The organism is Sulfuricaulis sp. (assembly GCF_040901545.1).
Lineage (GTDB): Bacteria > Pseudomonadota > Gammaproteobacteria > Acidiferrobacterales > Sulfurifustaceae > Sulfuricaulis.
The window spans coordinates 15814-42154 of record NZ_JBBDYL010000068.1; the positions used below are offsets into that span (position 1 = coordinate 15814).

27 protein-coding genes, 2 pseudogenes and 1 riboswitch are annotated in these 26341 nt (G+C 53.5%); of the genes and pseudogenes, 24 read left to right on the plus strand and 5 right to left on the minus strand.

Translation table 11 applies throughout. From position 1 onward, the window contains the following. The first annotated feature begins 68 nt into the window (after positions 1-68). The 8 genes from hisH to tatC all read left to right on the plus strand — a co-directional run bounded on the left by hisH (position 69) and on the right by tatC (position 4909). A complete protein-coding gene (gene hisH / locus WD823_RS13865) occupies positions 69-794 on the plus strand; it encodes an imidazole glycerol phosphate synthase subunit HisH (protein WP_368430088.1) in 726 nt (241 codons plus the stop codon). A 67-nt stretch (positions 795-861) separates the two neighbouring features. Next, the gene (hisA, locus tag WD823_RS13870; RefSeq protein ID WP_368430089.1) at positions 862-1605 is read left to right on the plus strand and encodes a 1-(5-phosphoribosyl)-5-[(5-phosphoribosylamino)methylideneamino]imidazole-4-carboxamide isomerase; all 744 of its coding nucleotides are present in this window, start codon (positions 862-864) and stop codon (positions 1603-1605) included. Between the two features lie 99 nt (positions 1606-1704). Continuing rightward, a complete protein-coding gene (gene hisF / locus WD823_RS13875; protein WP_368430090.1) occupies positions 1705-2466 on the plus strand; it encodes an imidazole glycerol phosphate synthase subunit HisF in 762 nt (253 codons plus the stop codon). A 111-nt stretch (positions 2467-2577) separates the two neighbouring features. Next, positions 2578-2970 (plus strand): phosphoribosyl-AMP cyclohydrolase, encoded by a 393-nt coding sequence (hisI, locus tag WD823_RS13880; protein ID WP_368430091.1) that lies wholly within the window; start codon positions 2578-2580, stop codon positions 2968-2970. Between the two features lies 1 nt (position 2971). Next, positions 2972-3295, plus strand: a complete 324-nt coding sequence (locus WD823_RS13885; RefSeq protein WP_368430092.1) for a phosphoribosyl-ATP diphosphatase — start codon at positions 2972-2974, stop codon at positions 3293-3295. A gap of 77 nt (positions 3296-3372) precedes the next feature. Continuing rightward, the gene (tatA, locus tag WD823_RS13890; protein ID WP_368430093.1) at positions 3373-3624 is read left to right on the plus strand and encodes a Sec-independent protein translocase subunit TatA; all 252 of its coding nucleotides are present in this window, start codon (positions 3373-3375) and stop codon (positions 3622-3624) included. A 30-nt stretch (positions 3625-3654) separates the two neighbouring features. Next, positions 3655-4089, plus strand: coding sequence for a Sec-independent protein translocase protein TatB (tatB, locus tag WD823_RS13895; RefSeq protein WP_368430094.1), 435 nt, complete (start codon positions 3655-3657; stop codon positions 4087-4089). After that, positions 4058-4909, plus strand: a complete 852-nt coding sequence (gene tatC, locus WD823_RS13900; RefSeq protein WP_368430095.1) for a twin-arginine translocase subunit TatC — start codon at positions 4058-4060, stop codon at positions 4907-4909. Before tatB ends, tatC begins: the two co-directional genes overlap by 32 nt. A 51-nt stretch (positions 4910-4960) precedes the next feature. On the opposite strand, the gene WD823_RS13905 is transcribed toward tatC, so the two are convergent. Continuing rightward, positions 4961-6136 carry a Do family serine endopeptidase gene (locus WD823_RS13905; protein WP_368430096.1) on the minus strand — a complete coding sequence of 392 codons (1176 nt, stop codon included), beginning with the start codon at positions 6134-6136 and terminating at the stop codon, positions 4961-4963. A gap of 279 nt (positions 6137-6415) precedes the next feature. Between WD823_RS13905 and petA the strand changes: the two genes are divergently transcribed. The 16 genes and pseudogenes from petA (at position 6416) to WD823_RS13985 (ending at position 21516) form a co-directional block, all read left to right on the plus strand. After that, the gene (gene petA / locus WD823_RS13910) at positions 6416-7015 is read left to right on the plus strand and encodes a ubiquinol-cytochrome c reductase iron-sulfur subunit (protein ID WP_368430097.1); all 600 of its coding nucleotides are present in this window, start codon (positions 6416-6418) and stop codon (positions 7013-7015) included. Beyond that, entirely contained in the window at positions 7015-8250 is a 1236-nt protein-coding gene (locus tag WD823_RS13915; RefSeq protein WP_368430098.1) for a cytochrome bc complex cytochrome b subunit, read from the plus strand. The genes petA and WD823_RS13915 overlap by 1 nt, the downstream gene beginning before the upstream one ends. Beyond that, positions 8247-9023 carry a cytochrome c1 gene (locus WD823_RS13920; protein ID WP_368430099.1) on the plus strand — a complete coding sequence of 259 codons (777 nt, stop codon included), beginning with the start codon at positions 8247-8249 and terminating at the stop codon, positions 9021-9023. The genes WD823_RS13915 and WD823_RS13920 overlap by 4 nt, the downstream gene beginning before the upstream one ends. 92 nt (positions 9024-9115) lie before the next feature. Continuing rightward, positions 9116-9724 carry a glutathione S-transferase N-terminal domain-containing protein gene (locus tag WD823_RS13925; protein ID WP_368430139.1) on the plus strand — a complete coding sequence of 203 codons (609 nt, stop codon included), beginning with the start codon at positions 9116-9118 and terminating at the stop codon, positions 9722-9724. 43 nt (positions 9725-9767) lie between these two features. After that, complete coding sequence (locus WD823_RS13930) at positions 9768-10166, plus strand: stringent starvation protein B (RefSeq protein WP_368430100.1); 399 nt, start codon at positions 9768-9770, stop codon at positions 10164-10166. 3 nt (positions 10167-10169) lie between these two features. Further along, entirely contained in the window at positions 10170-10664 is a 495-nt protein-coding gene (locus tag WD823_RS13935) for an O-acetyl-ADP-ribose deacetylase (RefSeq protein ID WP_368430101.1), read from the plus strand. Between the two features lie 917 nt (positions 10665-11581). Beyond that, the gene (locus WD823_RS13940) at positions 11582-12127 is read left to right on the plus strand and encodes a hypothetical protein (protein ID WP_368430102.1); all 546 of its coding nucleotides are present in this window, start codon (positions 11582-11584) and stop codon (positions 12125-12127) included. Between the two features lie 46 nt (positions 12128-12173). After that, positions 12174-12557 (plus strand): DUF423 domain-containing protein, encoded by a 384-nt coding sequence (locus tag WD823_RS13945; RefSeq protein ID WP_368430103.1) that lies wholly within the window; start codon positions 12174-12176, stop codon positions 12555-12557. Positions 12558-13572: 1015 nt separating this feature from the next. Continuing rightward, complete coding sequence (locus WD823_RS13950; RefSeq protein WP_368430104.1) at positions 13573-14466, plus strand: diguanylate cyclase; 894 nt, start codon at positions 13573-13575, stop codon at positions 14464-14466. Positions 14467-14909: 443 nt separating this feature from the next. Beyond that, positions 14910-15258: pseudogene (locus tag WD823_RS13955) on the plus strand (DUF423 domain-containing protein). Between the two features lie 113 nt (positions 15259-15371). Continuing rightward, positions 15372-15460, plus strand: a riboswitch (cyclic di-GMP riboswitch). 139 nt (positions 15461-15599) lie between these two features. After that, the gene (locus WD823_RS13960) at positions 15600-16154 is read left to right on the plus strand and encodes a hypothetical protein (protein WP_368430105.1); all 555 of its coding nucleotides are present in this window, start codon (positions 15600-15602) and stop codon (positions 16152-16154) included. Positions 16155-16380: 226 nt separating this feature from the next. Next, positions 16381-16768, plus strand: a pseudogene (locus WD823_RS13965) (DUF423 domain-containing protein). Between the two features lie 67 nt (positions 16769-16835). Beyond that, positions 16836-17429 carry a DNA-3-methyladenine glycosylase I gene (locus WD823_RS13970; protein WP_368430106.1) on the plus strand — a complete coding sequence of 198 codons (594 nt, stop codon included), beginning with the start codon at positions 16836-16838 and terminating at the stop codon, positions 17427-17429. Then, a complete protein-coding gene (locus tag WD823_RS13975; protein WP_368430107.1) occupies positions 17422-17910 on the plus strand; it encodes a hypothetical protein in 489 nt (162 codons plus the stop codon). The genes WD823_RS13970 and WD823_RS13975 overlap by 8 nt, the downstream gene beginning before the upstream one ends. Positions 17911-18293: 383 nt before the next feature. Then, positions 18294-19310, plus strand: coding sequence for an ABC transporter substrate-binding protein (locus WD823_RS13980; protein ID WP_368430108.1), 1017 nt, complete (start codon positions 18294-18296; stop codon positions 19308-19310). Positions 19311-19335: 25 nt separating this feature from the next. After that, positions 19336-21516 carry a putative bifunctional diguanylate cyclase/phosphodiesterase gene (locus WD823_RS13985; protein ID WP_368430109.1) on the plus strand — a complete coding sequence of 727 codons (2181 nt, stop codon included), beginning with the start codon at positions 19336-19338 and terminating at the stop codon, positions 21514-21516. A 116-nt stretch (positions 21517-21632) separates the two neighbouring features. Here the strand turns inward: WD823_RS13985 and folE2 are convergent, their stop codons facing one another. From folE2 to WD823_RS14005, 4 genes are all read right to left on the minus strand, one after another. Next, a complete protein-coding gene (gene folE2 / locus WD823_RS13990) occupies positions 21633-22451 on the minus strand; it encodes a GTP cyclohydrolase FolE2 (RefSeq protein WP_368430110.1) in 819 nt (272 codons plus the stop codon). 61 nt (positions 22452-22512) lie between these two features. Further along, positions 22513-24405, minus strand: coding sequence for a 1-deoxy-D-xylulose-5-phosphate synthase (dxs, locus tag WD823_RS13995; protein ID WP_368430111.1), 1893 nt, complete (start codon positions 24403-24405; stop codon positions 22513-22515). Then, a complete protein-coding gene (locus tag WD823_RS14000) occupies positions 24402-25295 on the minus strand; it encodes a polyprenyl synthetase family protein (RefSeq protein ID WP_368430112.1) in 894 nt (297 codons plus the stop codon). The genes dxs and WD823_RS14000 overlap by 4 nt, the downstream gene beginning before the upstream one ends. Before the next feature lie 7 nt (positions 25296-25302). Beyond that, entirely contained in the window at positions 25303-25545 is a 243-nt protein-coding gene (locus WD823_RS14005) for an exodeoxyribonuclease VII small subunit (protein WP_368430113.1), read from the minus strand. Positions 25546-26341 lie beyond the last annotated feature (796 nt).

Below are 26341 nucleotides of genomic sequence, written 5' to 3' on the forward strand. Positions count from 1 at the left end.
CTTTTCGCCGTTATTATGTCGAGCATACCCAGCTATTTCTTTTGGTTCGCCGCTGTTATCTATAATTTATGAATACAGTCGCGGTCATTGACTACGGTATGGGCAATCTGCGTTCGGTATCCAAGGCTATCGAGCACGTGGTGTGGCCTGAGTGGTGGCGTAAACTTCGTATGACTCGCCTGCTCTTGGTGTGCAAGGCCATCGAACACATCGCCCCTAAAAGGGTGCGCGTGGAACTCACGTCTGACTCGAAGATAATCAACAGTGCCGACCGCGTGGTATTCCCCGGTCAGGGAGCCATCGGTGGCTGTATGGCCGCGTTGGAATCCGATAGCCTGCGTGCAGCGTTGCTTGACGCGATGAAAACCAAACCTTTTCTGGGCATTTGCCTCGGGCTAGAGGCGCTGTATGATTTTAGCGAAGAAGGCGGGGGAACCCCATGCTTGAGTCTCTTGTCGGGCACCGTAAAGCGCTTTCCTTCTGATAAAATGACAGACAGGTCAACCGGACAGCCGCTGAAAGTACCTCACATGGGCTGGAATCAGGTCCGCCAGACCATGCCGCACCCGCTATGGAAGGGAATTCCGCAGGATACGAGATTTTATTTCGTGCACAGTTATTATGCCGATTCGACCGATTCTCATCAGATCGCCGGAGAAACGGAATATGCGGTGAGGTTTACCTCGGCCGCGGCCCGCGCCAATCTATTTGCCGTCCAGTTCCATCCTGAAAAAAGCCAGCGCAATGGATTGCGGTTGCTGGATAATTTCATGTCATGGGACGGGAGCCATTAAACCAAAATCCCACCTCTCATTTCGCGCGAATCCATACTGAAAATCAGGAAATATCTGGAGCCAACCGGTGTTACTCATTCCTGCGATTGATATCAAGGACGGCAAGTGCGTGCGTCTGCGCCAGGGTCGCATGCAAGAAGCGACGATCTTTTCCGATGATCCCCTCGCGATGGCCAAACGTTGGGTGGATGTCGGGGCGCGCCGGTTGCATATCGTCGATCTGAACGGCGCCCATGCCGGCAAACCGGTTAATGCGGTCGCCATCCAGTCAATTCGCGAGACGTTTTCCGATCTCCCGATCCAGGTGGGTGGAGGGATACGTGATGAGGATACGATCCAGTCCTATATCGACATGGGTGTGCAGTACGTGATTCTCGGTACCAAGGCGGTAAACGCCCCGCATTTTGTCAGCGACGTGTGCGCGGAATTTCCCGGGCACATCATCGTGGGGCTCGATGCCAAGGACGGTAAAGTGGCCATCGACGGATGGTCCAAGCTTTCCGGACATGATGTCATCGACCTGGCGAAGAAATATCAAAAAGAAGGTGTTGAAGCGATTGTCTATACCGACATTGGCCGTGACGGCATGCTGAGCGGAATTAACATCGAAGCGACCGTCAAGCTTGCCAGTGCCATCTCGATCCCGGTCATCGCCTCGGGAGGGATAACCGATCTTGGAGACATACGAAAACTTTGTGAAGTTGTCGACTCGGGCATTATCGGCGCGATCACCGGCCGCGCCATATACGAAGGGACGCTTGATTTCGCCGCGGCCCAGAAGCTCGCGGACGAGCTGACAAAAACGAAATAGACAGGATTAACAGGATTTACAGGATTAAAACTGGAAATCTTTTATTTTTAATTTTCCAATCCTGTTAATCTTGTAAATCCTGTCCATTCAATTTTTCTCATGGGACTGGCCAAACGCATTATTCCCTGTCTTGACGTGGACAACGGTCGCGTAGTGAAGGGCGTGCGTTTTATCGATATCCGTGATGCCGGTGACCCGGTGGAAATCGCGCGTCGCTACGATGAACAGGGCGCCGACGAGGTGACATTTCTGGACATCACGGCCAGCTCGGACCATCGCGATACCATGATTCACATCGTGGAAGCGATGGCCGCCGAGGTATTCATTCCTCTTACCGTGGGAGGAGGCATCCGCAAAGTGGAAGATGTGCGCCGCATGCTGAATGCGGGAGCCGACAAGGTGGCATTCAATACGGCAGCGGTCGCCAGACCTGAGGTCGTCAAAGAGGCGACAGAACATTTCGGATCGCAGTGCATCGTCGTAGCCATTGACGCCAAGCAGATCGGCCCGGGACGATGGGAGGTTTACACCCACGGCGGACGCCGTCCTACCGGTTTGGATGCCGTGGCGTGGGCCAGAAAGATGACCGAATTCGGCGCGGGCGAAATCCTGTTGACCAGCATGGACCGTGATGGCACGAAGGATGGATTTGATCTCGAGCTGACGCGTGCCGTGTCGGATGCGGTGAGCATCCCGGTGATCGCCTCGGGTGGAGTGGGGAATCTTGATCACCTCGTCGAAGGCATTCTCGCCGGTCACGCCGACGCCGTGCTGGCCGCGAGCATATTTCACTTTGGAGAATACACCGTTGTACAGGCCAAACAACGAATGGCCGAGGCGGGGATTGAAGTGAGGCTGTAAGCGTGTTTTTGCCGTAGGGGCGCAAAGGCGTTAAGATCATTCTCTGATTATTCAAATTATTCATTCGTTATTTAAATTCCCACGCTGTCACGCGAGTGAGTTTTATATTAAATGAACAATTCTTGGCTCGATGCGGTGAAATGGAACGGCGATGGCCTGGTACCGGCGATTGCCCAGGAGGCGGGAACCGGGAAGGTGCTTACGCTTGCGTGGGTCAACCGTGAAGCCCTGGCCGCGACGGTAAAGGAAGGACAGGCCGTGTATTGGTCGCGTTCGCGCCGGAAACTCTGGCGCAAGGGAGAGGAGTCGGGCCATGTTCAAGTGGTGAAGGATATTCGTCTCGATTGCGATAACGACGCCGTGTTGTTTCTCGTTGAACAAAAGGGCGGCATTGCATGCCATACCGGACGCGAACGCTGTTTTTATCAACACTTGCAGGGTGACCGATGGGTAACGGATGATCCGGTGCTAAAGCCTGAACGGGAAATTTACGGCAATAAATGACATGTCCGATGTGTTGAACAAATTGTCCGCTTTACTGGAGGCACGCAAATCGGGCGATCCGCAAAATTCATATGTTGCGGGTCTGTACGTCAAGGGACTTGACGCGATACTCAAGAAGGTCGGTGAAGAGGCGACGGAAACCGTGCTTGCGGCAAAGAGCGGTGACCGGGCCAGGATCATTCATGAAACCGCGGATCTATGGTTTCACACGCTAATTATGCTTGCACAAACGGACCTTAAGCCGGATGATATTCTTTTGGAGTTGGAGCGCCGGTTCGGCGTCTCGGGTCTGGATGAGAAAGCGGAACGTCTGAAGCGCCGGTAAAAGGCATGCCATCCAACTTACGGCTGTAAATGCGCAATTATAGATCAGCGCGAACGAAATTATTCTGGAGATAAATCATGGGTACATTCAGCATTTGGCACTGGCTTGTCGTATTAGTCATCGTTCTGCTGATATTCGGCACCAAGAAACTGCGCAATCTTGGCAGCGATTTGGGTGGCGCTATCAAGAGCTTCAAAACGTCGATGAAGGAAGACGGAGAAAAGCCCGAGTCGGAATCGGACGAGAATCCCGAGGCTAAAAAGATAGCCAACGGATCCGAACGGACGATCGATGCCGAAGTTACCTCAAAAGTAAAAAACAAGAACTGATAGTCTTTACTCCCTCCGTAAACAAGCGCGATGTTCGACATCGGTTTCTCGGAATTGGTGGCGATCGGCTTGATCGCCCTGATCATTTTGGGCCCCAAGCGATTGCCGGAAGTGGCGCGAACGGCCGGTCGGTGGATGGGCAAGCTCAGGCGCTTCATCACCGACGTAAAGCAGGATCTTGACCGGGAAATTCAGCACGAAGAACTGATTGAATTGCGCAAGCTCAAGCAAGAGCTGAGCGATACTCGTCATCTGATGGAAAATGCTTCGGGCGAACTTGTCAGGGATTTTTCAAAATTAGCCTCTGAATCAGACCCCACGACATATTCTAGGGAACCGGCGGCAAAAGCGGTTTCCGGAACAGCGGCATCTGCTCCGCTGGCGAAGCGCGCACGCACCCGATCGGAAAACAAATCTCCATCTGGAACGAAACATGGCCGAAAACGAAAGTCCAGGCGGCGCTGAAGGCAGCCTTATTTCGCATCTCCTTGAGCTGCGCGACCGTTTGCTCTACTCGGTGATCGCTGTCGGCGTGGTATTTGGTGCTCTGTTGCCGTTTACCAGCGATGTGTACACGCTGGTGGCCAAGCCGCTTATCGGCGTGCTTCCGGTCGGTGCGGGAATGATTGCCACCGAAGTGGCCTCGCCATTTCTGACGCCTATCAAGCTCACGCTAGCCGTCGCCGTAGTCATCACGATACCTTTCTTGCTGTATCAGCTCTGGGCATTTGTCGCTCCCGGATTGTACCGCCACGAACAACAACTGGTTATGCCATTGCTTGTTTCCAGTACCCTGCTTTTCTACGGTGGCATGGCCTTCGCCTATTTTGTCGTGTTTCCCATGGCTTTCGGTTTTTTCGTGCACGCGTTGCCTCCGGGCGTGACCATGATGACCGACATACGGTCATATCTGGATTTTGTTTTTTCCATGTTCTTTGCCTTCGGTATATCGTTTGAAGTGCCGGTGGCGGTGATACTGCTCTCCCGCATGGGTGTGGTCGATCCGCACACGCTTTCGAAAAAGCGGCCCTACGTGATTCTATGGGCATTCATCGTGGCGGCGGTGATCACCCCCCCGGATATTTTTTCGCAGTTTTTTCTGGCCGTGCCGATGATCCTGCTCTTCGAGGTCGGGCTGTTTTTCGCCCGTCGCATTAAACGTGCCGCCAACGCGGCGGAAAACAGCGGCGAGGATAATCTGACAGACAATGAGATCGAGGAAGAGATGAAGAAACTTGGTGCCTCTTATCCCAAAAGGACCAAGCGCCGCAGGAGGAAAAAGTAGCATTCCGCCGGATTTAGTTTGTCGATGCCGGAGCCGCCCCGGAACAAGCAGTTATGGATTAGGCACCGTTTCCTTCGGCGGGCGCTCGATGGCAACCGCTTCGAGCCTTACCTGTTCGCCATTACGCAGTACCTCGATCTTCACCCGGCTGCCGGGTTTACGGCTGGAAATGGCGAGCAATGCCTGTCGGGCTTCCGTGATTTTTTTACCATCGATCGAAATGATTACATCTCCCGGCTGGATTCCGGCGCGATGCGCCGGTCCGTCGCGCATCACACCCACCACTACCACGCCTTCGTTTTTTTCAAGCTCGAGGGCTTTGGCGATTTGCGGAGTTATCGCCTGAGCCTCAACCCCCAGCCAGCCACGCAGGGGCCGCCCGTGTTGCAGAATTTCTTGCATGATGCTTTCCGCAATACTGGTCGGGATCGCAAATCCGATTCCCTGGTTTCCCCCGCTGCGCGAGAAAATCGCGGTATTGATGCCGACCAGGTTGCCTTCCGCATCGATCAGCGCGCCACCCGAATTTCCGGGATTGATCGCGGCATCGGTTTGGATGAAATTCTCAAACGTGCTGATACCGAGCTTGTTCCGGCCTGTGGCACTGACAATCCCCATTGTCACGGTTTGGCCCACACCGAAGGGATTGCCAATCGCCAGCACTACATCCCCGACACGCAGGCCGTCAGAACGGCCCAGCGTGATGACGGGGAGTTTTTTCAGGTTGATTTTCAATACCGCAATATCTGTCTCCGGATCGCTCCCCACCACTTTGGCTTCCGCCATCCGGCCGTCCTGCAATGAAACCTGAATGGCGTCCGCGCTTTTGATCACGTGGTGATTGGTCAGAATGAAACCTTTGTCGCTCATGATGACGCCAGAGCCAAGACTGGTCTCAATGCGTTTGCGAGGTGTGATCAAATCCTTGGGGTTGCCGAAGAACTGGCGAAAGATCGGATCGTCGAAAAACGGATGTGTCCGTACGGTGACGACCTTGGCCGTGTTGATGTTGACGACGGCGGGGGAAGCCCTGTCCACGGCGGCGGAATAGGAATACGGACCGGACGCGGGATGTATCGCCGGCAAGGGGTCCGGAGTCTGGCGAACATCCACGGCCGGTGTTTCATGCCTGGCGATTTCCGGCCAGAGATACGTCACGATGAACGCAATGGCCAATCCGAGAACAACAGCCTGGGCAATATAGGATAAATTTTTTTGCAGTGGCATATACGTCAGGATATTTGGCCTATTTCACCGGCTGATTCTATCGAATACTCGAGAATTACATCGGATTATCATGGCTGGTCGATGCGTATGAATAGCATGAAAATAGTTTTCCGCGACTTGGCCTATCGCTTGACTCAGGCGAACCGATATATAATCCTAGGCGCCGTTTTTCAGGACAATGCAGGCTGATTATAATTTAATCGACTGATTTTCCTCAGAAAATTACGCCAGTGTGCGTGATTTTTTTTATCACCGCACCATCACTACCGAGGGGGTTACATGAGTGAAGAGGTTGTCAATCCGCGTCGCCGGCGGTTACTGGCGGTTACCAGCGGATTGGGTATTGTTGGCGCCGCGTTCGCGGCATCCCCTTTCGTTATGAGCATGCTCCCCAGCGCGCGCGCCAAGGCCGCTGGCGCCCCGGTTGAGGTGGACATCAGCAAGATCGAGCCCGGTCAGCTGCTCACCGTGGAATGGCGCGGCAATCCGGTATGGATCCTGAAGCGCACACCCGAAATGCTTAAGTCACTGTCCGAAGTCATAAATGAACTTGCCGATCCGGAATCCTCCGTGATTGAGCAGCAGCCGAGCTACGCTCAGAACGCCACACGGTCCATCAAACCCGAGTTCTTGGTTTTGGTCGGTATTTGTACCCACTTGGGGTGTTCGCCCGCACAGCGATTACAGGCGGGCGACGTTTCGGGGCTGGGAGACGATTGGCCCGGCGGATTCTTCTGTCCCTGCCATGGCTCCAAGTTTGACCTTGCCGGCCGGGTTTACAAAAACGTTCCTGCGCCCACCAACCTCAAGGTGCCCCCGTATACTTTCCTGAGCGACACACGCATTATCATCGGTGCCGATGCGACGGGAGCCGCCTGATGGAAAAGCTCCTTACGTGGATAGATGATCGTTTTCCGCTGACAAAGGTATGGAACGAGCATCTGGCGAAGTACTACGCCCCAAAGAATTTCAATTTCTGGTATTACTTCGGTTCGCTGTCATTGCTGATGCTGGTGCTGCAGATTGTTACCGGGATTTTTCTCACCATGCACTACAAGCCTGACACGAATCTTGCCTTTGCTTCGGTTGAGTACATCATGCGTGATGTGAACTGGGGTTGGCTGATCCGCTACATGCATTCTGTCGGTGCCTCGTTTTTCTTCATCGTGGTTTATCTTCACATGTTCCGCGGCTTATTGTATGGATCGCACCGCAAACCGCGCGAATTGGTCTGGCTCCTCGGCATGGTGATCTATGTCGCGCTTATGGCCGAATCCTTTATGGGTTACCTGCTGCCGTGGGGCAATATGTCCTACTGGGGTGCCCAGGTCATCATCTCGCTCTTCGACGCGATCCCGCTGATCGGCCCCACGCTTGCTGAATGGATCCGCGGCGATTTCGTGGTGTCGGATGCGACGCTGAATCGTTTCTTCGCATTTCACGTGATCGCGATTCCCCTTATTCTTGTGGCTCTGGTGTTCATGCATATCGTGGCGCTGCACCAGGTCGGATCGAACAATCCGGACGGGGTTGAAATCAAGATAAAGAAAGGTCCGGACGGCTTCCCGCTCGATGGAATCCCGTTTCATCCGTATTACACGGTGAAGGACATTGTCGGTGTTGCGGTTTTTCTAATGATTTTTGCCGCCGTGGTGTTTTTTTCCCCGGAGCTCGGTGGATGGTTTCTTGAGCGGGACAATTTCGTGCCGGCCAACATCCTGCAGACACCGCCAGAAATCGTGCCGTTGTGGTACTTTACTCCGTTTTATTCGATTCTGCGGGCAAACACATTTGCCTTCTTCGGCATTGAAGCAAAGCTCTGGGGCGTTGTTTTCATGGGGCTTTCAATCGCGGTGTTTTTCTTTCTGCCATGGCTGGATCGCTCGCCAGTCAAATCCATCCGCTACCGTGGCTGGATGTATAAGACCGCGCTCATGTTATTTGCCGTTGTTTTTCTTGTCCTGGGTTATCTCGGGACGAGGCCGGCCGCGGGTCCAAATCTCGTCATCGCGCAAATCGGTACCGTATTGTATTTCGCCTTTTTCCTGCTGATGCCGTGGTATACCAAATATGACAAGACGAAGCCGGTACCGGAAAGAGTGACGTGGAAATGAAAACGCTGGCGTTGATTTTATTCTTACTGAGTCTTCCGGGATACGCTCAGGCCAGCGGCGGTGAGAGCGTCAAACTCGACCCCGTCAACATCGATCTGAATGACAAGGATTCTTTGCAGCGTGGCGCCAGAATATTCGTAAATTTCTGTTTGTCCTGCCACAGCGCGTCTTACATGCGTTACAACCGCATGGGACAGGATCTTGGCATCAGTGAGGAACTGATCAAGGAAAACCTGCTGTTTGCCGCTGATAAAGTGGGCGACTTGATGAAGGCCGTGATGCCGAAAGACGATGCCAAGTTGTGGTTTGGCGTGGTACCACCCGATCTTTCATTAATCACCCGCTCACGCAGTCCGGAATGGGTTTATACTTATCTGCGAAGCTTTTACCGAGACAACAAATCTCCTTCCGGTTGGAATAATGTCGTTTTTCCGAATGTGGCCATGCCGCATGTCCTCTATGAATGGCAGGGCGATCAGCGCGCGGTTTACAAGACGGTAAAGAGAAAAAGTCATGTCGTAATTGATGGAAATAGAATCGAAAAAGAAATTGAAACCGAAGTTTTCGACCGATTGGAGCTGGAAAAACCCGGAAGCATGACTGCGAAAGAATACGACAAAGCCATGCTTAATCTTACCCATTTTCTGGTCTATCTCGGCGAACCGGCGAAATTGGTCCGTTACCGGATTGGCATTTACGTCTTGATATTTCTCGTCGTATTTCTGGTCTTTGCTTATTTGCTCAAGAAGGAATACTGGAAGGACATTCACTGAATCGAAGATGTTCCCGGTGTACGGTAGGAACCAACCCGGATGACATGGCATAACGGAGAAACACGATGACCACGCCCGCAGCGCGCAAACCCATCATGACGCTTTATTCGGGAACAACGGATCCCTACAGTCATCGTACACGCATCGTACTCTTCGAAAAGGACATCGAGTGTCAGATTGTCGAAGTGGACGTGAACAAAAAGCCGCGTGAATTGGGCGAGCACAATCCCTATAACCAGGTCCCTACCATGGTGGACCGCGATCTCGTATTGTACGAATCAAATATCATTAATGAATATCTCGACGAACGTCTCCCGCATCCACCGTTAATGCCGGTCGATCCCGTTTCGCGCGCCCGCGCCCGCCTTATGCTGGCGCGCTTCGATCGCGATTGGTATAGCCTGGTTCACGACCTCTCCGCAGGCGACAAAAAATCAGCCACTCGCGCGCGCCACGCCCTGCGTGACGGACTCACGGTCATCTCACCGATCTTCAAAGAACAGCAATTCGCCATGGGCGAGGAATTTTCCCTCGTTGATTGTTCACTGGCGCCGATACTCTGGCGTCTGGATCATTGGAATGTCGAACTTCCCCGGCAGGCCAGGCCAATTCTCGAATACGCAGAACGCCTGTTTGCGCGCAAATCCTTCAAGCTATCACTCACCGAAGCGGAAAAAGCAATGCGTTCCCGTACGCGGTGAACACATCGGGTTTGTTTTGCGATTCAGGCGTGACTTTGCGCGCATGACACCACTAAAGCTTTATCTTCTTCGCGCGGTTCATGACTGGGCGGTTGAAAGCGGTTACACCCCCCACGTCGTGGCGGACGCCAAGGCCGCGGGAGTCAAGGTCCCGTTTACCCATGTCGACGATGGAAAAATTGTGCTTAACGTCCATCCACGGGCGGTGAGTCATTTTGAGTTTTCGATCGATACCTTGCGGTTTTCTGCACGTTTCGGCGTAAGGAGCCATAAAATCGAAATTCCCTACACCGCCGTGCTGGCGATCTATGCACAGGAAAACGGCCAAGGCCTTACGTTTCCGGAAAACCCGCCCGATGGCAATCATGATCCCTCTCCGGATGGCACGCCTCCTGATGGTAAACCGCCGGGCAAGGGACCGAACCTCCGGGTCGTCAAATAATTTATGGTCCGGGCGATCCAGTCCGATATCACGACGCTGAAGATAGATGCCATCGTCAATGCGGCAAATGAAACCTTGCTGGGCGGCGGGGGCGTCGATGGTGCGATTCATCGTGCTGCCGGTCCGGAGCTGCTCGCAAAATGCCGTACACTTGGCGGTTGTCCCACCGGGGAAGCGAAAATCACACCCGGCTACAAGCTCCCCGCAAAGTGGATCATTCATACCGTTGGCCCCGTCTGGCACGGTGGCAAATCCCACGAGCCAACGCTTCTGGCGAACTGTTACCGGAATTCCCTTGAATTGGCCTTGCGGCACGGCGTGAAGTCTATTGCGTTTCCGGGGATCAGTACGGGGGTGTATGGGTATCCGAAAGCAAAGGCTGCGGAGATTGCGGTCATGGTCATGAGGGAGTATGAGAATAAATTTGATGAGATTATTTGTTGCTGTTTCAGTTCCGGCGATAAAAAGCTATATGAGGAAATTTTGGCGAAAACCTGAATTTATTTTTATTACGTGTAGGGTGGGTTAGGAGATTCTTGCCGTAACCCACCGAACAATTTGTTGTGTCGGCTTCGCCGACGGTGAAAAGCTAATTGCGGGTTGCTCCGCCCCTGCACCCTGGGTGACTTTCTTTGCTCGTGCAAAGAAAGTCACCAAAGAAAGCACGTCCCCCGGATGGCGCGACAACTTCCCTGCGCTTCTCGCCGGTCCCGGCGCACACCCCAACTCGCCGGGCGCAAACAACGCGCTCCGGGCTCGACACGGGGTGCGCGAGAACTCCGGGACCGGCTGCGAGGCTCGGGCGCGCCATACGGGGTGGCAGCAAACCTACCTGTCGTTCGGCTTTACACCGACTGCGAGAAGCACAACAATGACAATACAACCAAGATTAAAAACGAGGCCAGACCCGGATAACCGATGTTGAGGACGCTTATAATTTTTTTAATGCTGATCACCAACGGTGCGGTGGCGTCAGAATCAAAAATAATGATATTTGGTGGCACGAATCACGACGTTTATCTTGGCTGCTTAAACTGTGATGAAACTGCCTCTGACTCCATTTTTAACGGTAATGGAAAGTTTGGGCGGTGTTCGGGTATCTACGATGACAATTTATTCTGCAGGGGTATTTATTAGAGTATGGCGGGAAAGGACTTTATAAAGATCAAAGCGCTTGTGGAACCAGTGCCAGTGATCCGCCTGTGATCGTTGATGAAAATAGTGGTTATTATGGAAGGTTTTCGATAGGAGGAATCTACGGACACAATGATTCAGTTTGTGCAGGTGTGCATGGAAAATTCCGAAATCAAAAAATATGTGAAATTGTAGAGTGGGTTTGCGAACAATAATTCATAGCAGATCATTTAATCAGATCGTAGCAAAGCCTTACCACTTAGATTCATCATGGACAAGCAATGAATCTTTCCAAGCCTTCTCGTCCTGCCAGAAAAGCACCAATCCGGAAATCCGGATTTTCGGCAGAGAACGTACCTGATGAAATTAAGACAGGGATCGGAGAACTCATAACACAGTGGAGCTATGTTGCATTTCAACTAGGTGTCATTATTCGCGTCGGTTTCAAAATAGAACGAGACGCCGGCTTTGCATTGTTATTCGGATCCGATCTGCAACCTTTGTGCCGTGCATTGCGGACATTAGCAGAAAGCAAGAAATGGATTCCGGACGCTGCATTGCGTCAAGACATTAAGCAGCTAGCTGCTGACATTCAGCATAAGAAAGACCGCAGGCATGATTTCGCGCATGGTGTATTCGGTTTAAATGAGGATATGAGTGGTAAAGCAGTGTTTGTGCGTTATCGATTCTCTGATCTCAAGCAGCAGCAAAATAAGCCGGCTTCAGAAATTGTTACACCTGAAATTCTGCGGGTATTAGCTGATGAGGCTTATGACCTTGGGCGCAGAGCACAAGATCTGACTGTGAAGCTAAAGGGGATGAGATAATTGTAGCAATTCTCTATTAACGACGTATCTCAGATTTTTTAAGAAAATGTTTTCTACCGCAAAACTATTTCTCATCCTCGGCGGCATCAATGCCGCGCTGGTGGTCATGCTCGGCGCGTTCGGGGCGCATGGGTTGAAGGCGCGGATGACGGCGGAGATGCTGGCGGTGTACCAGACCGGGGTGCATTACCATCTGTTTCACGCGCTCGGGCAGCTGGCGGTCGGGATCGTGGCGCTGCACATAGTTGACTCGGTTTATCTGAAATGGGCCGGCTGGCTGATGCTGGCCGGTATTATTCTTTTTTCCGGCAGTCTGTATGTGCTGAGCGTGAGCGGGTTGCGCTGGCTGGGGATGGTGACGCCGTTCGGCGGGCTGGCGTTTATTGCTGCGTGGATTGTGTTTGTAATCGCGATTGCGAAATCGGTCTGATGCTTTTCGGCAAATCGTTAGCGCAAAAAACAACAATAGTTCCCTCCGACCGCAATTTTGCTGCATGGATACTTGTTGCCTGCCGCCGATAATTCCACACTAACCATATGTCAGTTTATTCCTGCCCGCCAACGGATTTCCGGCCTAAAATTGTATTGAAGATTCAATAATCACCGACGCCTGATGGACCAGGCGGTATTTGTTCCGCTGATTCGGTTGGCTGTGCGAGGGATCGCCATGCAGGATGTTTTAAACACTACCGGGCGAGTTGGTTTTGCAAGACGGTTCGTTCCCGTCTTCAGCCTCTTTCTCAGCATCATTATTATCTCCTTGCTGCTGGCGCTGGGCGCGATGGAGGTGTTGTCGGCCGCGCGCGCCTACGTGGCCGGCGAGGGTCTGTGGTCGAAGGCGCAACGCGACGCGGTGTACTCGCTCACGCTCTACGCCCGTACCCGTGAGCCGACGCATTTCGAACGTTACCAGCGGGCGCTTTCGATTCTGGTGAGCGATCAGCGGGCGCGGCTCGAAATGGACAAGCCCGACTTCGATTACACCAAGGCCTATTCCGGGTTGCTGGGAGGCGACAATCACCCCGATGATATTCCCGGCATGATCCGCCTCTACCGTTGCTGTGCGGAATATTCCTACTTCAAGCGTTCCGTGTCGATATGGGGGGAGGGCGACACGTACATTGCCCAGCTCAAGCAGCTAGGCGGCGATCTGCACGCCGTTCTTTCCTCTAATGCTCCGTCTGCAAAACGGATCGAGGCAATTCTCGTTCAGGTGCACGCCGTCGACGCGGGCGTAAAGCCGCTGGAGGACGCCTTTACCGCCACGCTGGGCGAGGCGGTGCGCCGGATCAGGTCCACGCTGGCGTGGGCCGTGTCCGCAACCATCTCGCTCCTGATCGTGCTCGGCGTTTACCTGTCCGCGCGCATCCTGGGCCAGGCGCGCCGGACCGAGGACAACTACCGCCTGCTGGCCGACGCGTTCGCGCACCACCGCCGACGGCATCATGATTCTGGACAGCAAGCGGCGCATCGTGACGGTCAATCACGCGTTCACGACCATCACGGGTTACACGCCCGAGGAGGTAGTCGGCCAGATGTTTGCGCGGCCGCAGTCGGTGAAAATTCCCGGCCCGACGATTTACGCCGTGTGGGAGGACGTGCGCTCCACGGGCCGCTGGGAGGGCGAGGTCTGGAACGTGCGCAAGAACGATGAAGTGTATCCGACGCGCCTGAGCCTGAGCGCCGTGTACGACCAGCGCCGCGGTACGATCGACCACTACGTAGGGGTTTTCAACGACATCTCCCCGCACAAGGCCAACGAGGAACGCCTGAAATTCCTCGCGACCCATGACCCGTTGACCGGCCTGCCGAACCGGGGAGAGTTCGAACGGTTTTGCCGGGAGGCGATGGCACGCGCGCGCCGTCGTGGGCTGCGAGTGGCGGTGTTGTATATCGATCTCGATAACTTCAAGGCCGTCAACGACACCTATGGGCACGTGGTCGGCGACGAGTTGCTGAAGACGATTGGCGCCCGCATGAAACAGGTGGTGCGCGAGACGGACATGGTCGCCCGCATCGGCGGCGACGAATTCTGCGTTCTGTTGGCCGATCTTGAGGATATATCGAGCGGTTATACCGTAGGGTGCAAGCTGTTGGACGTGTTGTCGCAGCCGGTCGTGAGCCGGCGAGGCACGCACCCCATCGGGGCCAGCATCGGCGTCAGCACTTATCCCGACGACGGTAACGATCCACAGGCCCTCCTCCGGCTGGCGGACGCCGCCATGTACCGGGTCAAGCAGGGCGGGCGCAACGGCGTCAGCTTCTATTCCACGTCGGCGGAATCGCGGACCCGATTGGCAACGCCGAGTCAGGGCCGGGGGCTCGTCTCCAAGCGCTGAGATGCCGAGTTGACCGGAGATAAAACAGTGTCGGGACGCGTTGGGCAACTCCGCGGCAGCGGGTCGTCATCCGATAGGAGTAAGCGCCATAGAGTTGAATATGTGCACGAAGCCGGGTACGTTGCCAAGGTGGATGCTGAGCTTCTCGAAGATGAGACCAATGGTCTCCGCACCTGTCGGTGGAAGCCGCGTACAAGCTTGACGATGTACACGACGCGCTAAAACGCGGCGATATCGCGGCTGCGGCAAAATTCGCGCGTGTGTTTACACTTCAGCCAGTGGCTGCCTCGAAGTAACGCTAAAAACCACCTCCAGAGCAACGCCTGCTGCGGCATGCGCCACGCGCGTTTCAAATGGGCGTTAAACCAAATCTCGATCCTGTAGTGTTTCCCACCGCGAAACTCTTAATCATCCTCGGTGGCATTAATGCGGCGCTGGTGGTCATGCTCGGCGCGTTCGGGGCGCCTGGGCTGCAGACGAAAATATCGGCGGAGATGCTGGCGGTGTATCAGTCCAGGGGTGCATTATCACTTGTTTCACGCGCTCGGGCTGCTGGCGGTCGGGATCGTGGGGGTGCACATAGTTGACTCGGTTTATCTGAAATGGACCGGGTGGCTGATGCTGGCGGGGATTGTGCTCTTTTCCGGCAGTTTCTAGGTGCTCAGCGTCAGCGGGCTGCGCTGGCTGGGGATGGTGACCCCTATCGGCGGAATAGCTTTTTATCCTGGTTTGAGCGCTGTTCGTCATCGCCATCCTGAAAGTTTCTGCTTAATTATTTCTTCGCTTCGCTGATTTATTGATATTTAGCCCAATAATAGGGGTTTTCCCCGCATGTCCTCCACTGGCACGTATGTTGCAGCTTAATTGTTTGCATGACAGTCAGCTATTCTGTCATGGGTTAGAGGTTCTGATAAAGGCAACTCCGGCTGAAAGGTTGGGGGCGCAAAGTCACCGGTCTAAGGGGCGCAAGCCCTATGACAGCGGGATCGCCGGAACGCAATGGTAATGAAAAGCGATGATAATAAGTTACTTCCCTAGGCTTGCACGATGCATTGCATCGCTCGCCGTTCCGCCCATCCGCAGTATGTTGTGCCGAAAGCTTTGCGCCGATATTCCCCTGGAGGGATACGGCGATGCAAAACGCACTCAAAGAGAGTAATGCTTGTTCCTACGTCCTGCGTGGACAGCGTAAATTTCTAAGCGGGATACTGATTTATATTTTGATCGCGGGTTTCCTTGGGTTTTCAGGCCGTACCGCCGGCGCCGATCAATTAAGCCTCCTCGTGAATGGGAAGGCAATTCACTTCAATTCAGCCAATAAAAATTTCAACGAGAAAAACTGGGGTGCAGGACTTCAATACGATCTGGCGCCGATCGACGAAAATTGGATTCCCTTTGTAACAGTGTCCGGTTTCAAGGATTCTAATCGGAATCCTTCGTACTATGCCGGCGGAGGTATAATGCGGCGATATCAATTTAATCATCTGCATGTTGAAGCTGGCGCAGTGGGTTTTGTCATGACCAGGAAGGATTTCAGGGATGAAAAGCCATTCATCGGCGTTCTGCCCGCTTTTTCCCTGGGAACCAAGAACGTTTCGGTAAACATGACGTTTGTGCCGAAGGTGGACCCGAAGTCCGTACCATTGGTGTTTTTTCAACTAAAAATCAAACTGACAGACTTAAATTAACACCTGTTGATAATAATTTTCTTGGTTTCAAATTATTTCTCCCGCCTCCTGCTGTTGAGCGAAACCGAAATTTGGTCTTAAAGCGGGAAGCACCGGTGAATATGCCGGATTTAAACCTATTTACACCACGCTCAGGCAAGTATGATAATTCTCGTGACTTTCACCATTTGACCTATCCAGTAGGCTGGATTCACGGAATATCTTTATTATCCAGTTTAATAACTGAATGCCACCGTCATCGAAATTAATTCTGATACTGGGCGCCATTAATGCGGCATTCGCGGTGTTGCTCGGTGCCTTCGGGGCGCATGGGTTGAAGGCGCGGATGACGGTGGAGATGCTGGTGGTGTACCAGACCGGGGTGCAATACCATCTGTCTGTTTCATGCGCTCGGGCTGCTGACGGTTGGGATCGTGGGGCTGCACATAGTTGACTCGGTTTATTTGAAATGGGCTGGGTGGCTGATGCTGGCGGGAATTATTCTGTTCTCCGGGAGTCTTTATATGTTGAGCGTGGGCGGTATGCGCTGGCTGGGAATGATCACGCCTTTCGGTGGAGTGGCGTTTATTGCCGCGTGGATTCTTTTTGTGGTTGCGATCATCAAGGCTTGCTGATTGCATAGGCCAGTATGTTTCTGATTTTGGTGGGCGCTCAATTATCTTTTTGACCGGAAACGATACCATGATACGCCGATGCGCTTGGGCCGAAAACACGAATCCGTCATACCAGGAATATCATGACCGTGAATGGGGAGTACCGGTTCACAGCGATCGCCGGTTATTCGAGTTTCTGATCCTGGAGGGGGCTCAAGCGGGCCTGAGTTGGTCGACGGTTCTCAATAAGCGTGAGAATTACCGCAAGGCCTACGACAATTTCGATGCGGCCAGGATCGCGCGCTATAAATCCGGCAAGGCGCGCCTGCTCCTGAAGAATGCGGGTATTGTTCGCAACCGGTTGAAGATCCGCGCCTCGATATTAAACGCCAGGGCATTCCTCGAGATACAGAAAGAATTCGGCAGTTTCGACCGTTATATTTGGCAATTTGTCGGGGGCCAACCCGTGAGCAACCGCTGGCGGTATCAAAAAGACGTGCCTGCAAAATCAGGTCAGTCGGATGCCATGAGCGCCGAACTTAAAAAGCGCGGATTCAAATTTGTCGGCTCGACAATCTGCTATGCCTTCATGCAGGCAGTGGGAATGGTGAATGATCACACCCTAGATTGCTTCCGGTATCGCCAGATAGCAGGCAGAAAGTACCATGATAAGCATGAATAAATTCAATCTTTTGAATTACACGCTTAGTATTGCTGCTGGACTCACGGCCGCATCTCTATTCGTTTCTTGCAGTCGGGATTCCGAAACACCGGAAGCGCAAGTGCGCGCCTTGATCGCGCTTGGCGAGGCGGCGGCGGAAAAGAAAGAAACAAAAGTGCTTCGAGACACTATTTCCGAGAAATATTCCGACAGTCAAGGCCAGGACAAGAAAGCCGTCGAATCCATATTGCGGTATTATTTTCTGCGTAACGAGTCTATTCACCTCCTGACACGGATTCAATCGATTACAGCTTCAGAGCCAAAACAAATGCAGGCAATAGTATTTGTTGCCATGGCGGGTACTCCTATTGCAAATTCTCAGGAGCTGGAAAACATTCGCGCCAGTTTGCATCGTTTTGAAATTACTTTTTTGCAAGAAGACGGCAAATGGAGGGTCGTCCGTGCCGAGTGGCGCCGCGCGGATTTAAGCGATTTCTTATAATTTGTTCATTACTGTTTCGGATTTTTCGAAATTGTTTTTAATGGCTCATCCTTCCTGCGTCAAGATTCTCTGTGCAAATAACACCTCCATCCGGAAAAATTAATTATTCGTAAAATAACGCGAATCCAGAATATAAGCCTCGATTTCAGCGATTTGCGAGTGGGGAGAAAACATTCGCGAATTTGAGAAATCACCTATCAAATGTAGTTCAATCGTGTCCTAAAAAATATCTTTATTATCAACCGGCTATTGGGACTGTGCTGAGTTAAACGCCGGGGGATTCCGTCCGTTCTTCCGTGGTTTTGGCATGAATAATGCAAAAATAGCTAAATGCGTTAGCGATCTTCTCTTGTTACAGCAATGGAGTATCTCACGGGTGGTTCATGCAGGATACCCTAAATCGAGTAACCGCTGTCCCTGATGCGACCGGTGGTCTTCCGGCTCGCCATTGCCCGGATATTTTCTGCTCACTGAAAGTTAACCGGATCGTGACGCTGCTTTCCGTATTGTTTGTTTTCACCTCGGCATGCAGCACCGTGGCGCCCCAGAAGCCGGAAACATCTACAAAGAAACAGCAAGGCAGTATAGCTATTATTCTAAGTGGCATGGCGCCGGCATTTGTTGAAGTCGAGCGAGAGATAAAAAAAATCTACAAAGAACGAACTGAAACCTATGAACTCAGCAGCGTCAGTATCGCGAATCGTTCCATACTAAATAAAATCCAATCTTCCGATGTTACAGCGGTAGTGGCCGTAGGATTTGATGCCGCAAAGCTGGCACAAAAGCTCACAAACAAGAAAGTGATTTTTTGCCAGGTGTTTAACTACGAGGATGCCGGCTTGGTTTCAAACTCAATGCGAGGTGTAGCGGCGACTCCGCCCGTTAAGCAGCTGTTTCATGTCTGGAAGTTAATGTATCCGGATTTGAAGCAAATTGGTGTAATTACGGGAAAGAACTTGCGCGGCCTGATGACGGAGGCTCGCAATGCCGCAAAAGATGAAAATCTGGAACTTATCCACATTGAAGTGCGCTCGGACAAAGAGACCCTCTATGCCTTCAAGAGGATCACACCGAAAATACAGGGGCTGTGGCTGGTTCCGGATAACCGAGTTCTAAGTCGCGACGTTATCCGCGACATGATGAACTACAGCGCCAAGGAGGGTAAACAGGTCGCTGTCTTTAATTACGAACTGCTTGGTCTGGGCGGACTGCTCAGTGCAGAAAGTTATTATGCAGACATTGCCGAACAAGTGGTCACTCGGGTCAAGCAAGTTCACACTAGCCCCGGCATCCCGATCGCTCCGCTGACGAAAATCAAAATCAAGTTCAATTCTGTGATGGCAAGACGCTTTAACTTGCCTCTAACCGGATTTTCCGAGGAAACCAAGCGTGGCCATTGATTTGAGAAAGCTCTGGAAATCAATCATGGTTCCTCAGGGCGATGAGTTAATAGTGCAACGTCTGTTCCCCTGGTTGAGAGGAAGCAGTCTCATCAACCGGCTGTTGGCATTGCAGATGATGGGCGCCGTCCTGGTGTATCTCATTGTAAATATCGGTTTATGGTGGACGTCCAGCAAGCTAATCGATGACAACCTCGAAAAGCAGGCAACCCGATGGCTGGCGGAACTCGACGATTTGGGCACGCCTCTGTATGCATCGAAGGGGGAGCAGGACATCATCAATATCGAAAAACGGATCAGGAATTTTCCGGAAATCGCTTATGTTCGTTATTACGATATTACCGGCACTAAAGTCCTTGGTGAATTTGGGGTAAAGGATGGCAGTCAGTTTCCGCCGCTCACACCGGAGAAATTGGAGCAATTGAAACATCCCTCGATCGCGGAAAGAAAACATCTGGTAGATCGCTCGATTTTTGGCAGTGCTTATATGCGATTTGTCGCGCCGATTCGCGTCAAGTCCATACGTTCGGATGGCCTGCTGACCTTCAGCTTTTCCAACGAGAATACTGAGAATGTAAAAATCATCGGATACCTGGACCTCAGCATTGATTCGGGTTATTACAAGGAACAACTCATCCGCAGTATCGCCGCCGGCAGTCTGGTTATCGCTTTATTGCTGTTGGTCGCGCTATTTTTCGGGAGCCGGTTGATTCGACGGGCGCTGATGCCGCTAACCGACCTGCAGGCACCGCTGGCGCAGCTCGCCCGGGGTGAAATCGGAATCAGTGTAAAACGCGCCAAAGACAAGGAAATCGCCGTCATCAGCGATGCCTTGAACTCCACCATCGTGGCACTCAAAAAACGCGATGAAATTCTGCGCAAAATGGCGGAAAGCGATCCATTGACGGGACTCGTTAACCGAGTCTCCTTCATGCGTGAACTGGAAAATGAAATAAAGCATGTCTCGCACGATGCCGTCGAGAGCGCGGTATTTTTCATCGATCTCGATCAGTTCAAATACGTTAATGACACGATGGGACACGCCGCGGGCGACAAGCTGCTGGTTCGTGTTGCCGAAATGCTGAAATCCCGCGTGCGCGAGAATGACGTGGTGTCGAGATTCGGCGGTGACGAATTCACCATATTGGCACGCAGCGTTTCCCGGGAAGGCGCCGTCGATTTGGCGGATGCGATCAATCAGATCATACGCGATCTGCGACTTGTAGAGGGTGATAAAACATTTAGCATCAATTGCAGTATTGGAATCGCCATGATCAAACCCGAGGCGCATACAGCAGAGGAGATATTGAGCCACGCCGATATGGCCTGCTTTGCCGCCAAGTCGCACGGACGTAATCGTTTTCAGTTGTATGAAGAGAGCGGCGAGAGTAAAAAAGTAATGGCCACGGATATTGGCTGGTTCCAGCATATCAAACAGATTGTCGAAAAGGATCATTTCCGGCTGGTCTACCAGCCGATTGTCGATGTCGTCAATCCTGAAAAGGAATGTTATGAAGTGCTTCTGCGCATGCCCGGGCCAGATGGCGATTTGGTTCTGCCCTCGATCTTTCTCCCCGTGGCGCAACGCTTCGGCCTCATGGCGGACATCGATCGTTGGGTCGTTATCAATGCATTGAAGGCGTTGGCCGAATTCCGTGCGGTCGGGCGCAATATTGTTTTTTCTATCAATCTTTCCGGTCAGTCTCTCGAGGATTTGTCCGTCCTGCAGCTGATCCGTGACCAGATCGATCACAACCGCATACCGCCTGAGGATGTAATTTTCGAGATAACCGAGCAATCTGCGATGCGCAATCTGGAAAAGGCTAAGCGTTTCATCCAAGGGCTGGTGGAAACCGGCTGTCGGTTTGCATTGGATGATTTCGGGACCGGCTTCAGCTCTTTCAGTTACCTGAAGAATTTGCCGGTGGATTTCATCAAGATCGACGGGACTTTTGTGAAGAACATGGCGCGTAATTCCATCGATCTCACCATGGTGCTGGCCATCATTCAAATCGCGCGAAATCTTGGCAAGAAAACCATTGCGGAATTCGTGGGCGATGAAAAAACGGTCGCCATGCTGAAGAAATCCGGAATCGATTACATCCAGGGATTTTACGTGGGGGTACCTTCCGAGCGGCTGCCGGTCAACCTGAGTGTCGTGTCCGATCAGAGAAAAACAGCTGAGAAGACTCGAAAAACAGACTAGAACCTATCTCAAAATACCCTGTTTCGGTTTTCGTAGGGTGCGTCCCACGCACCAATGGCTTCGTTTAAACCGTAGATCGGTGCGCAGGGCGCACCCTACTGTTTTTGAGATAGGTTCTAGTCGAGGAATTTGTCCCTTTTGATCATCGCGTACGCGGAGTGGTTGTGAATGGACTCGAAGTTTTCGGATTCCACCACGTAGGCGTCAATGCGTTCATCCTTGTTCAATATCGCGGCCACGTCGCGCACCATGTCTTCGACGAACTTGGGATTGTCGTAGGCACGTTCGGTTACATATTTCTCGTCCGGACGCTTCAATAATCCGTAGAGTTCGCAACTCGCCTGCTTTTCAACGAGATCGATAAGATCTTCCACCCACACGAAAGTGTTGGTGCGCACGGTCAGGGTTACGTGCGAACGCTGATTGTGCGCGCCGAATCGGGAAATCTCCTTGGAGCAGGGACACAAGCTGGTCACCGGAACCACCACCTTGATGGTCATGATGTCCTGACCCTCCCGGATCTCGCCGGTGAACGTTACCTGGTAATCCATCAGGCTCTGCACCCCGGAAACCGGGGCGGATTTATTGATAAAGTACGGGAAACTCATCTCGATGTGTCCCGTATCCGCGTCCAGGCGCCGGGCCATTTCCGCGAGCATGTCCTTGAAGGATTCCACCGATATTTCCATATCGTGGCTGTTCAGAATCTCCACGAACCGGGACATGTGTGTGCCCTTGAAGTTGTGCGGCAGTTCCACGTACATGTTGAACGTCGCAATCGTGTGCTGTATTCCCTGAGATCGGTCCCGGACCACCACCGGGTGGCGAATGTCCTTGATTCCGACTTTCTCGATCGGGAGGTGACGCAAATCCGGACTGTTTTGCACGTCGGCAATCTCGACCGGTTCGGATTTGCTTTTGAGTTTTATCGCCATCACACGTTACCGATAATCAGAAGAGCGGCAATAATGGGGTAGTTGATACCTTCAGTCAAGTTTAAGCGAACTCCCGCTTCGTTTGCCTACTGGTCGGTGCGTATCGCAGGATGGCACGGCGAATGCCGCTCGCATCCAAACCGCACTTCGCGAGTTGTGACTTGTGATCACCGTGTTCGATGAACTGATCAGGGAGCCCAAGATTGATCACATTCGTGGTGAGTCCTTGTGCGAGAACAAATTCGCCCACAGCGCTTCCGGCGCCTCCGGCGACTGCATTTTCCTCGATGGTAATGAGGAGTTCATGACTGTTCACGAGTTCTCTGACTAAATCCTGGTCCAATGGTTTCACCCAGCGCATATTCACCACCGTCGCATCGAAAGCTTCACCGGCATCCAGGGATGGTGCCAGCATGCTACCGAACGCCAATAGGGCCAAGCGTTTGCCTTTGCGCCGAATCTCGCCTTTTCCGAGAGGAATCGCCTGCATATCGGGATCGACCGCGACGCCCGGTCCGGAACCACGCGGATAACGTACCGCGACAGGACCGTCTTGCATAAAACCCGTATACAGCATCTGCCGGCATTCGTTCTCATCCGCCGGCGCCATGATTTTCATGTTCGGCAGACAGCGCAGATAGGAAAAATCGAAACTGCCGGCGTGTGTGGCACCGTCCGCGCCGACAAGGCCCGCGCGATCGATGGCAAAAAGCACCGGAAGGTTTTGAATGCAGATGTCATGGATGAGTTGATCGTAACCGCGCTGCAGGAATGTCGAGTAAATGGCTACCACCGGTTTCATCCCGTCACACGCCAATCCCGCCGCGAAGGTGAGCGCGTGCTGTTCGGCGATACCGACGTCGAAATACCGGTTCGGAAAACGCTGAGAAAATTTGACCAGCCCCGACCCCTCGCGCATCGCCGGGGTAATGCCGATCAGCCGCACATCGCGCTCGGCCATGTCGCATAACCACTCGCCGAAGACCTGCGTGTAAGTAACGCCGGCAGGTTTTTTTTCCATTTTTCCGGTGGCCGGATCGAACGGGGTGACACCGTGATACACGCAGGGATCGCCCTCGGCCGGTTCGTATCCCTTGCCCTTGCGCGTGGCTATGTGCAAAAAGCGCGGGCCCGTGAGTTGACGGAGGTTTGTGAGCATGCGGATGAGGGCATGCAGGTTATGCCCGTCCACCGGTCCGAAATAATTGAAGCCCAGTTCCTCGAACAATGTGCTGGGCATCACCATCCCTTTCATGTGTTCTTCCACCCGCTTGGCGAACTCCCACATTGGGGGAATGGTGGAAAGCACGGTTTTCGAACCCTCGCGCATGTGGGTATAAACCTTGCCTGAGAGAATGCGCGCGAGGTAGCTCGACATTGCCCCCACGTTCGGCGAGATGGACATATCGTTGTCGTTGAGGATAACCAGCAGGTTGGCGTCGATGTTGCCGGCATTGTTCAGCGCTTCGAACGCCTGTCCACCGGACAACGCCCCGTCGCCGATCACGGCGATGACCTGGCGCTCGGAACCGGTGCGGGCCGCGGCCACGGCCATGCCGAGGGCGGCACTGACGGACGTGCTGGAATGACCCACGCCGAAAGTGTCGAACTCGCTCTCCTCTCGGCGTGGAAATCCGGAAATACCGCCCGTCTGCCGCAAAGTGTGCATCTGATCGCGGCGTCCGGTCAGAATCTTGTGCGGATAGGTTTGGTGGCCGACATCCCACACCAATCTGTCTTCCGGGGTGTTGAAAACGTAATGCAGCGCGATGGTGAGTTCCACCGCGCCCAGTCCCGCGGCCAGATGGCCGCCGGTGCGGGACACGCTGTCAATCAGAAACGCCCGCATCTCCCGGGCCAGCACCGGAAGATCACTTTCCTCAAGCTGTCGCAAATCGTCGGGACAGTTGATCGTCTCGAGGAAACGGCGGTCGTGCGGCGGTTCTTTGGTCATAGGCGGCGTTCGATGATAAATCCGGCCAACTCTGCCAGGGTGCGGCCATTATCGCCCAAAGGCGCAAGGCTTTCGAGTGCCTGTGTGTGCAGTCTTTTGGCCTGCACCTTGGCCTCGGAAAGACCCAACAATTGCGGATAAGTGGGTTTGCTGCGTGCCATGTCAACACCGGGATTTTTCCCGAGTGTTTCTGCATTGCCTTCCACGTCCAAAATATCATCGGTAATCTGAAACGCCAGTCCCACGGCGCGGCTGTATTCTTCAAGTGCTTGTTGAATGTCTGCCCCAAACCCGGCCTGGGCATACGCACCCAAGAGAACCGACGCGCGAATCAAGGCTCCGGTTTTGCGCGCATACATTTCATCGAGTTGTTCAATCGTCACGACCTTTCCGGCCGAGGCGAGATCAATGGCTTGCCCACCGGCCATCCCGATCGATCCGGCAGCTTGCGCCAGCAGCGTAATCATCTGCGCGCGTCGTTCTGCGCTCGCGGTCAACGCGCGATCTTCGGCCAGAATTTCGAAAGCCAGTGACTGAAGCGCATCTCCGGCCAATAATGCCGTGGCTTCATCGAAAGCGAAATGGCAGGTTGGCTTGCCACGCCTCAAGGCGTCGTCGTCCATGCTGGGCAAGTCGTCGTGCACGAGTGAGTAGGCGTGAATCAGCTCCACCGCGCAAGCAGGCGTATCGAGCGCCGAGTCCTCGGCCCCTACGGCTTCACCGGAGGCATACACAAGGCTGGCACGCACTCGCTTGCCGCCATCCAGCGTGACGTAACGCATGGCCTCATGCAGGCGTGCGGGTGTTCGTCGGGCCGGAGGCAAACGCGCGTCGAGCGCAAGTTCTACGCGTTTCTGATAGCGCTGAAGCCGGTCGATGAATGGGGGCAATTCGGTGTTACTCGTCTTCGCTCTGGAGCGGTTCGGCCACGAATTCCTTGTTCTTCTGGATCAGTTTCTCCACCCTTTGCTCGGCCTCACGCAAGCCCTGTTGACAGGTGCGCGTCAATTCGATCCCGCGTTGAAATGATTTCAGGGATTCCTCCAGCGTCTGTTCGCCGGATTCCATTTTCTCCACGATCTTTTCCAGCTCAGCCAGCGCCGCTTCGAAATTGGGTGTGGCGATGGATTTCTTTACCACGGATCCTCCATTTGGAACGGTAGCGAAAAGCTAAGCTATCGCAGGGTATCGAAAGCGTCAAATGATCGTTGATATCACCATGGCAGGAAAATCAAGAAAATCGCGACGCGAGTTGTTTTTCACGTCAGCCCCATCAATAACAATGCCACCCTCGCGGTGGCATTGTGGTTTGTTGGTGGACCATCTTAACCGAGGCTCGAACCTTTTTTGCTCGGCCCGTCCCTGGGCCTCACCCCTAGCGCTTCCGCGCTCGGGGCCTGCCTGCGGCAGTTCACAAAATCGTCGGGAACGATTTTGGACGCACCGAAAAGTGCGGCCCGAAGGGCAAAGCCCAAGGATGGGCTTTGCAAAGTCGCTCCCGGCGATTTTGTGAGCAGCGCGAGCCGTGATCCGGACGTAGACGCTGCCTCCGACCAACCTCGCAACCCGCCCGCCAGCCGTAAAGCGCGGCTGTGCTGTGCAGGGGCGAGGCAGGACGATGGGCCGTTCACCGAACGGCCGACCTAACGAGCGGGCTGGCCACGGAAGGATAGCCCCGGCGGTTCAAGCGGAGCAGGATTGCGCAGCGCAGCAACCCACTAATGTCGGTCGCCCCCAGCTTCCTGCTTCTCGCGACACTTGTACATCCCTGTACAGCGCGGGCAACAGCGGGACGCCGGGAGCGACCCCTGAAGCGTTGTTTTCTTCTCTCGGGCGCGCAAGTCTTTTCGTTGAGGTGGTGGTGGCTTCAGGGTGTTACCGTCGGCACGCACAGGCAGGCGAAACCACACGTTGAGCCCCGAGCACGCCGACGGGT

Bases quoted from the DNA above. Each gene is read 5' to 3' on its own strand.
- hisH (WP_368430088.1), top strand. From the start codon at position 69: ATGAATACAGTCGCGGTCATTGACTACGGTATGGGCAATCTGCGTTCG.
- hisF (WP_368430090.1), top strand. From the start codon at position 1,705: ATGGGACTGGCCAAACGCATTATTCCCTGTCTTGACGTGGACAACGGT.
- hisI (WP_368430091.1), top strand. From the start codon at position 2,578: ATGAACAATTCTTGGCTCGATGCGGTGAAATGGAACGGCGATGGCCTG.
- WD823_RS13885 (WP_368430092.1), top strand. From the start codon at position 2,972: ATGTCCGATGTGTTGAACAAATTGTCCGCTTTACTGGAGGCACGCAAA.
- tatA (WP_368430093.1), top strand. From the start codon at position 3,373: ATGGGTACATTCAGCATTTGGCACTGGCTTGTCGTATTAGTCATCGTT.
- tatB (WP_368430094.1), top strand. From the start codon at position 3,655: ATGTTCGACATCGGTTTCTCGGAATTGGTGGCGATCGGCTTGATCGCC.
- tatC (WP_368430095.1), top strand. From the start codon at position 4,058: ATGGCCGAAAACGAAAGTCCAGGCGGCGCTGAAGGCAGCCTTATTTCG.
- WD823_RS13905 (WP_368430096.1), bottom strand. From the start codon at position 6,136: ATGCCACTGCAAAAAAATTTATCCTATATTGCCCAGGCTGTTGTTCTC.
- petA (WP_368430097.1), top strand. From the start codon at position 6,416: ATGAGTGAAGAGGTTGTCAATCCGCGTCGCCGGCGGTTACTGGCGGTT.
- WD823_RS13915 (WP_368430098.1), top strand. From the start codon at position 7,015: ATGGAAAAGCTCCTTACGTGGATAGATGATCGTTTTCCGCTGACAAAG.
- WD823_RS13920 (WP_368430099.1), top strand. From the start codon at position 8,247: ATGAAAACGCTGGCGTTGATTTTATTCTTACTGAGTCTTCCGGGATAC.
- WD823_RS13930 (WP_368430100.1), top strand. From the start codon at position 9,768: ATGACACCACTAAAGCTTTATCTTCTTCGCGCGGTTCATGACTGGGCG.
- WD823_RS13935 (WP_368430101.1), top strand. From the start codon at position 10,170: ATGGTCCGGGCGATCCAGTCCGATATCACGACGCTGAAGATAGATGCC.
- WD823_RS13940 (WP_368430102.1), top strand. From the start codon at position 11,582: ATGAATCTTTCCAAGCCTTCTCGTCCTGCCAGAAAAGCACCAATCCGG.
- WD823_RS13945 (WP_368430103.1), top strand. From the start codon at position 12,174: ATGTTTTCTACCGCAAAACTATTTCTCATCCTCGGCGGCATCAATGCC.
- WD823_RS13950 (WP_368430104.1), top strand. From the start codon at position 13,573: ATGATTCTGGACAGCAAGCGGCGCATCGTGACGGTCAATCACGCGTTC.
- WD823_RS13960 (WP_368430105.1), top strand. From the start codon at position 15,600: ATGCAAAACGCACTCAAAGAGAGTAATGCTTGTTCCTACGTCCTGCGT.
- WD823_RS13970 (WP_368430106.1), top strand. From the start codon at position 16,836: ATGATACGCCGATGCGCTTGGGCCGAAAACACGAATCCGTCATACCAG.
- WD823_RS13975 (WP_368430107.1), top strand. From the start codon at position 17,422: ATGAATAAATTCAATCTTTTGAATTACACGCTTAGTATTGCTGCTGGA.
- WD823_RS13980 (WP_368430108.1), top strand. From the start codon at position 18,294: ATGCAGGATACCCTAAATCGAGTAACCGCTGTCCCTGATGCGACCGGT.
- WD823_RS13985 (WP_368430109.1), top strand. From the start codon at position 19,336: ATGGTTCCTCAGGGCGATGAGTTAATAGTGCAACGTCTGTTCCCCTGG.
- folE2 (WP_368430110.1), bottom strand. From the start codon at position 22,451: ATGGCGATAAAACTCAAAAGCAAATCCGAACCGGTCGAGATTGCCGAC.
- dxs (WP_368430111.1), bottom strand. From the start codon at position 24,405: ATGACCAAAGAACCGCCGCACGACCGCCGTTTCCTCGAGACGATCAAC.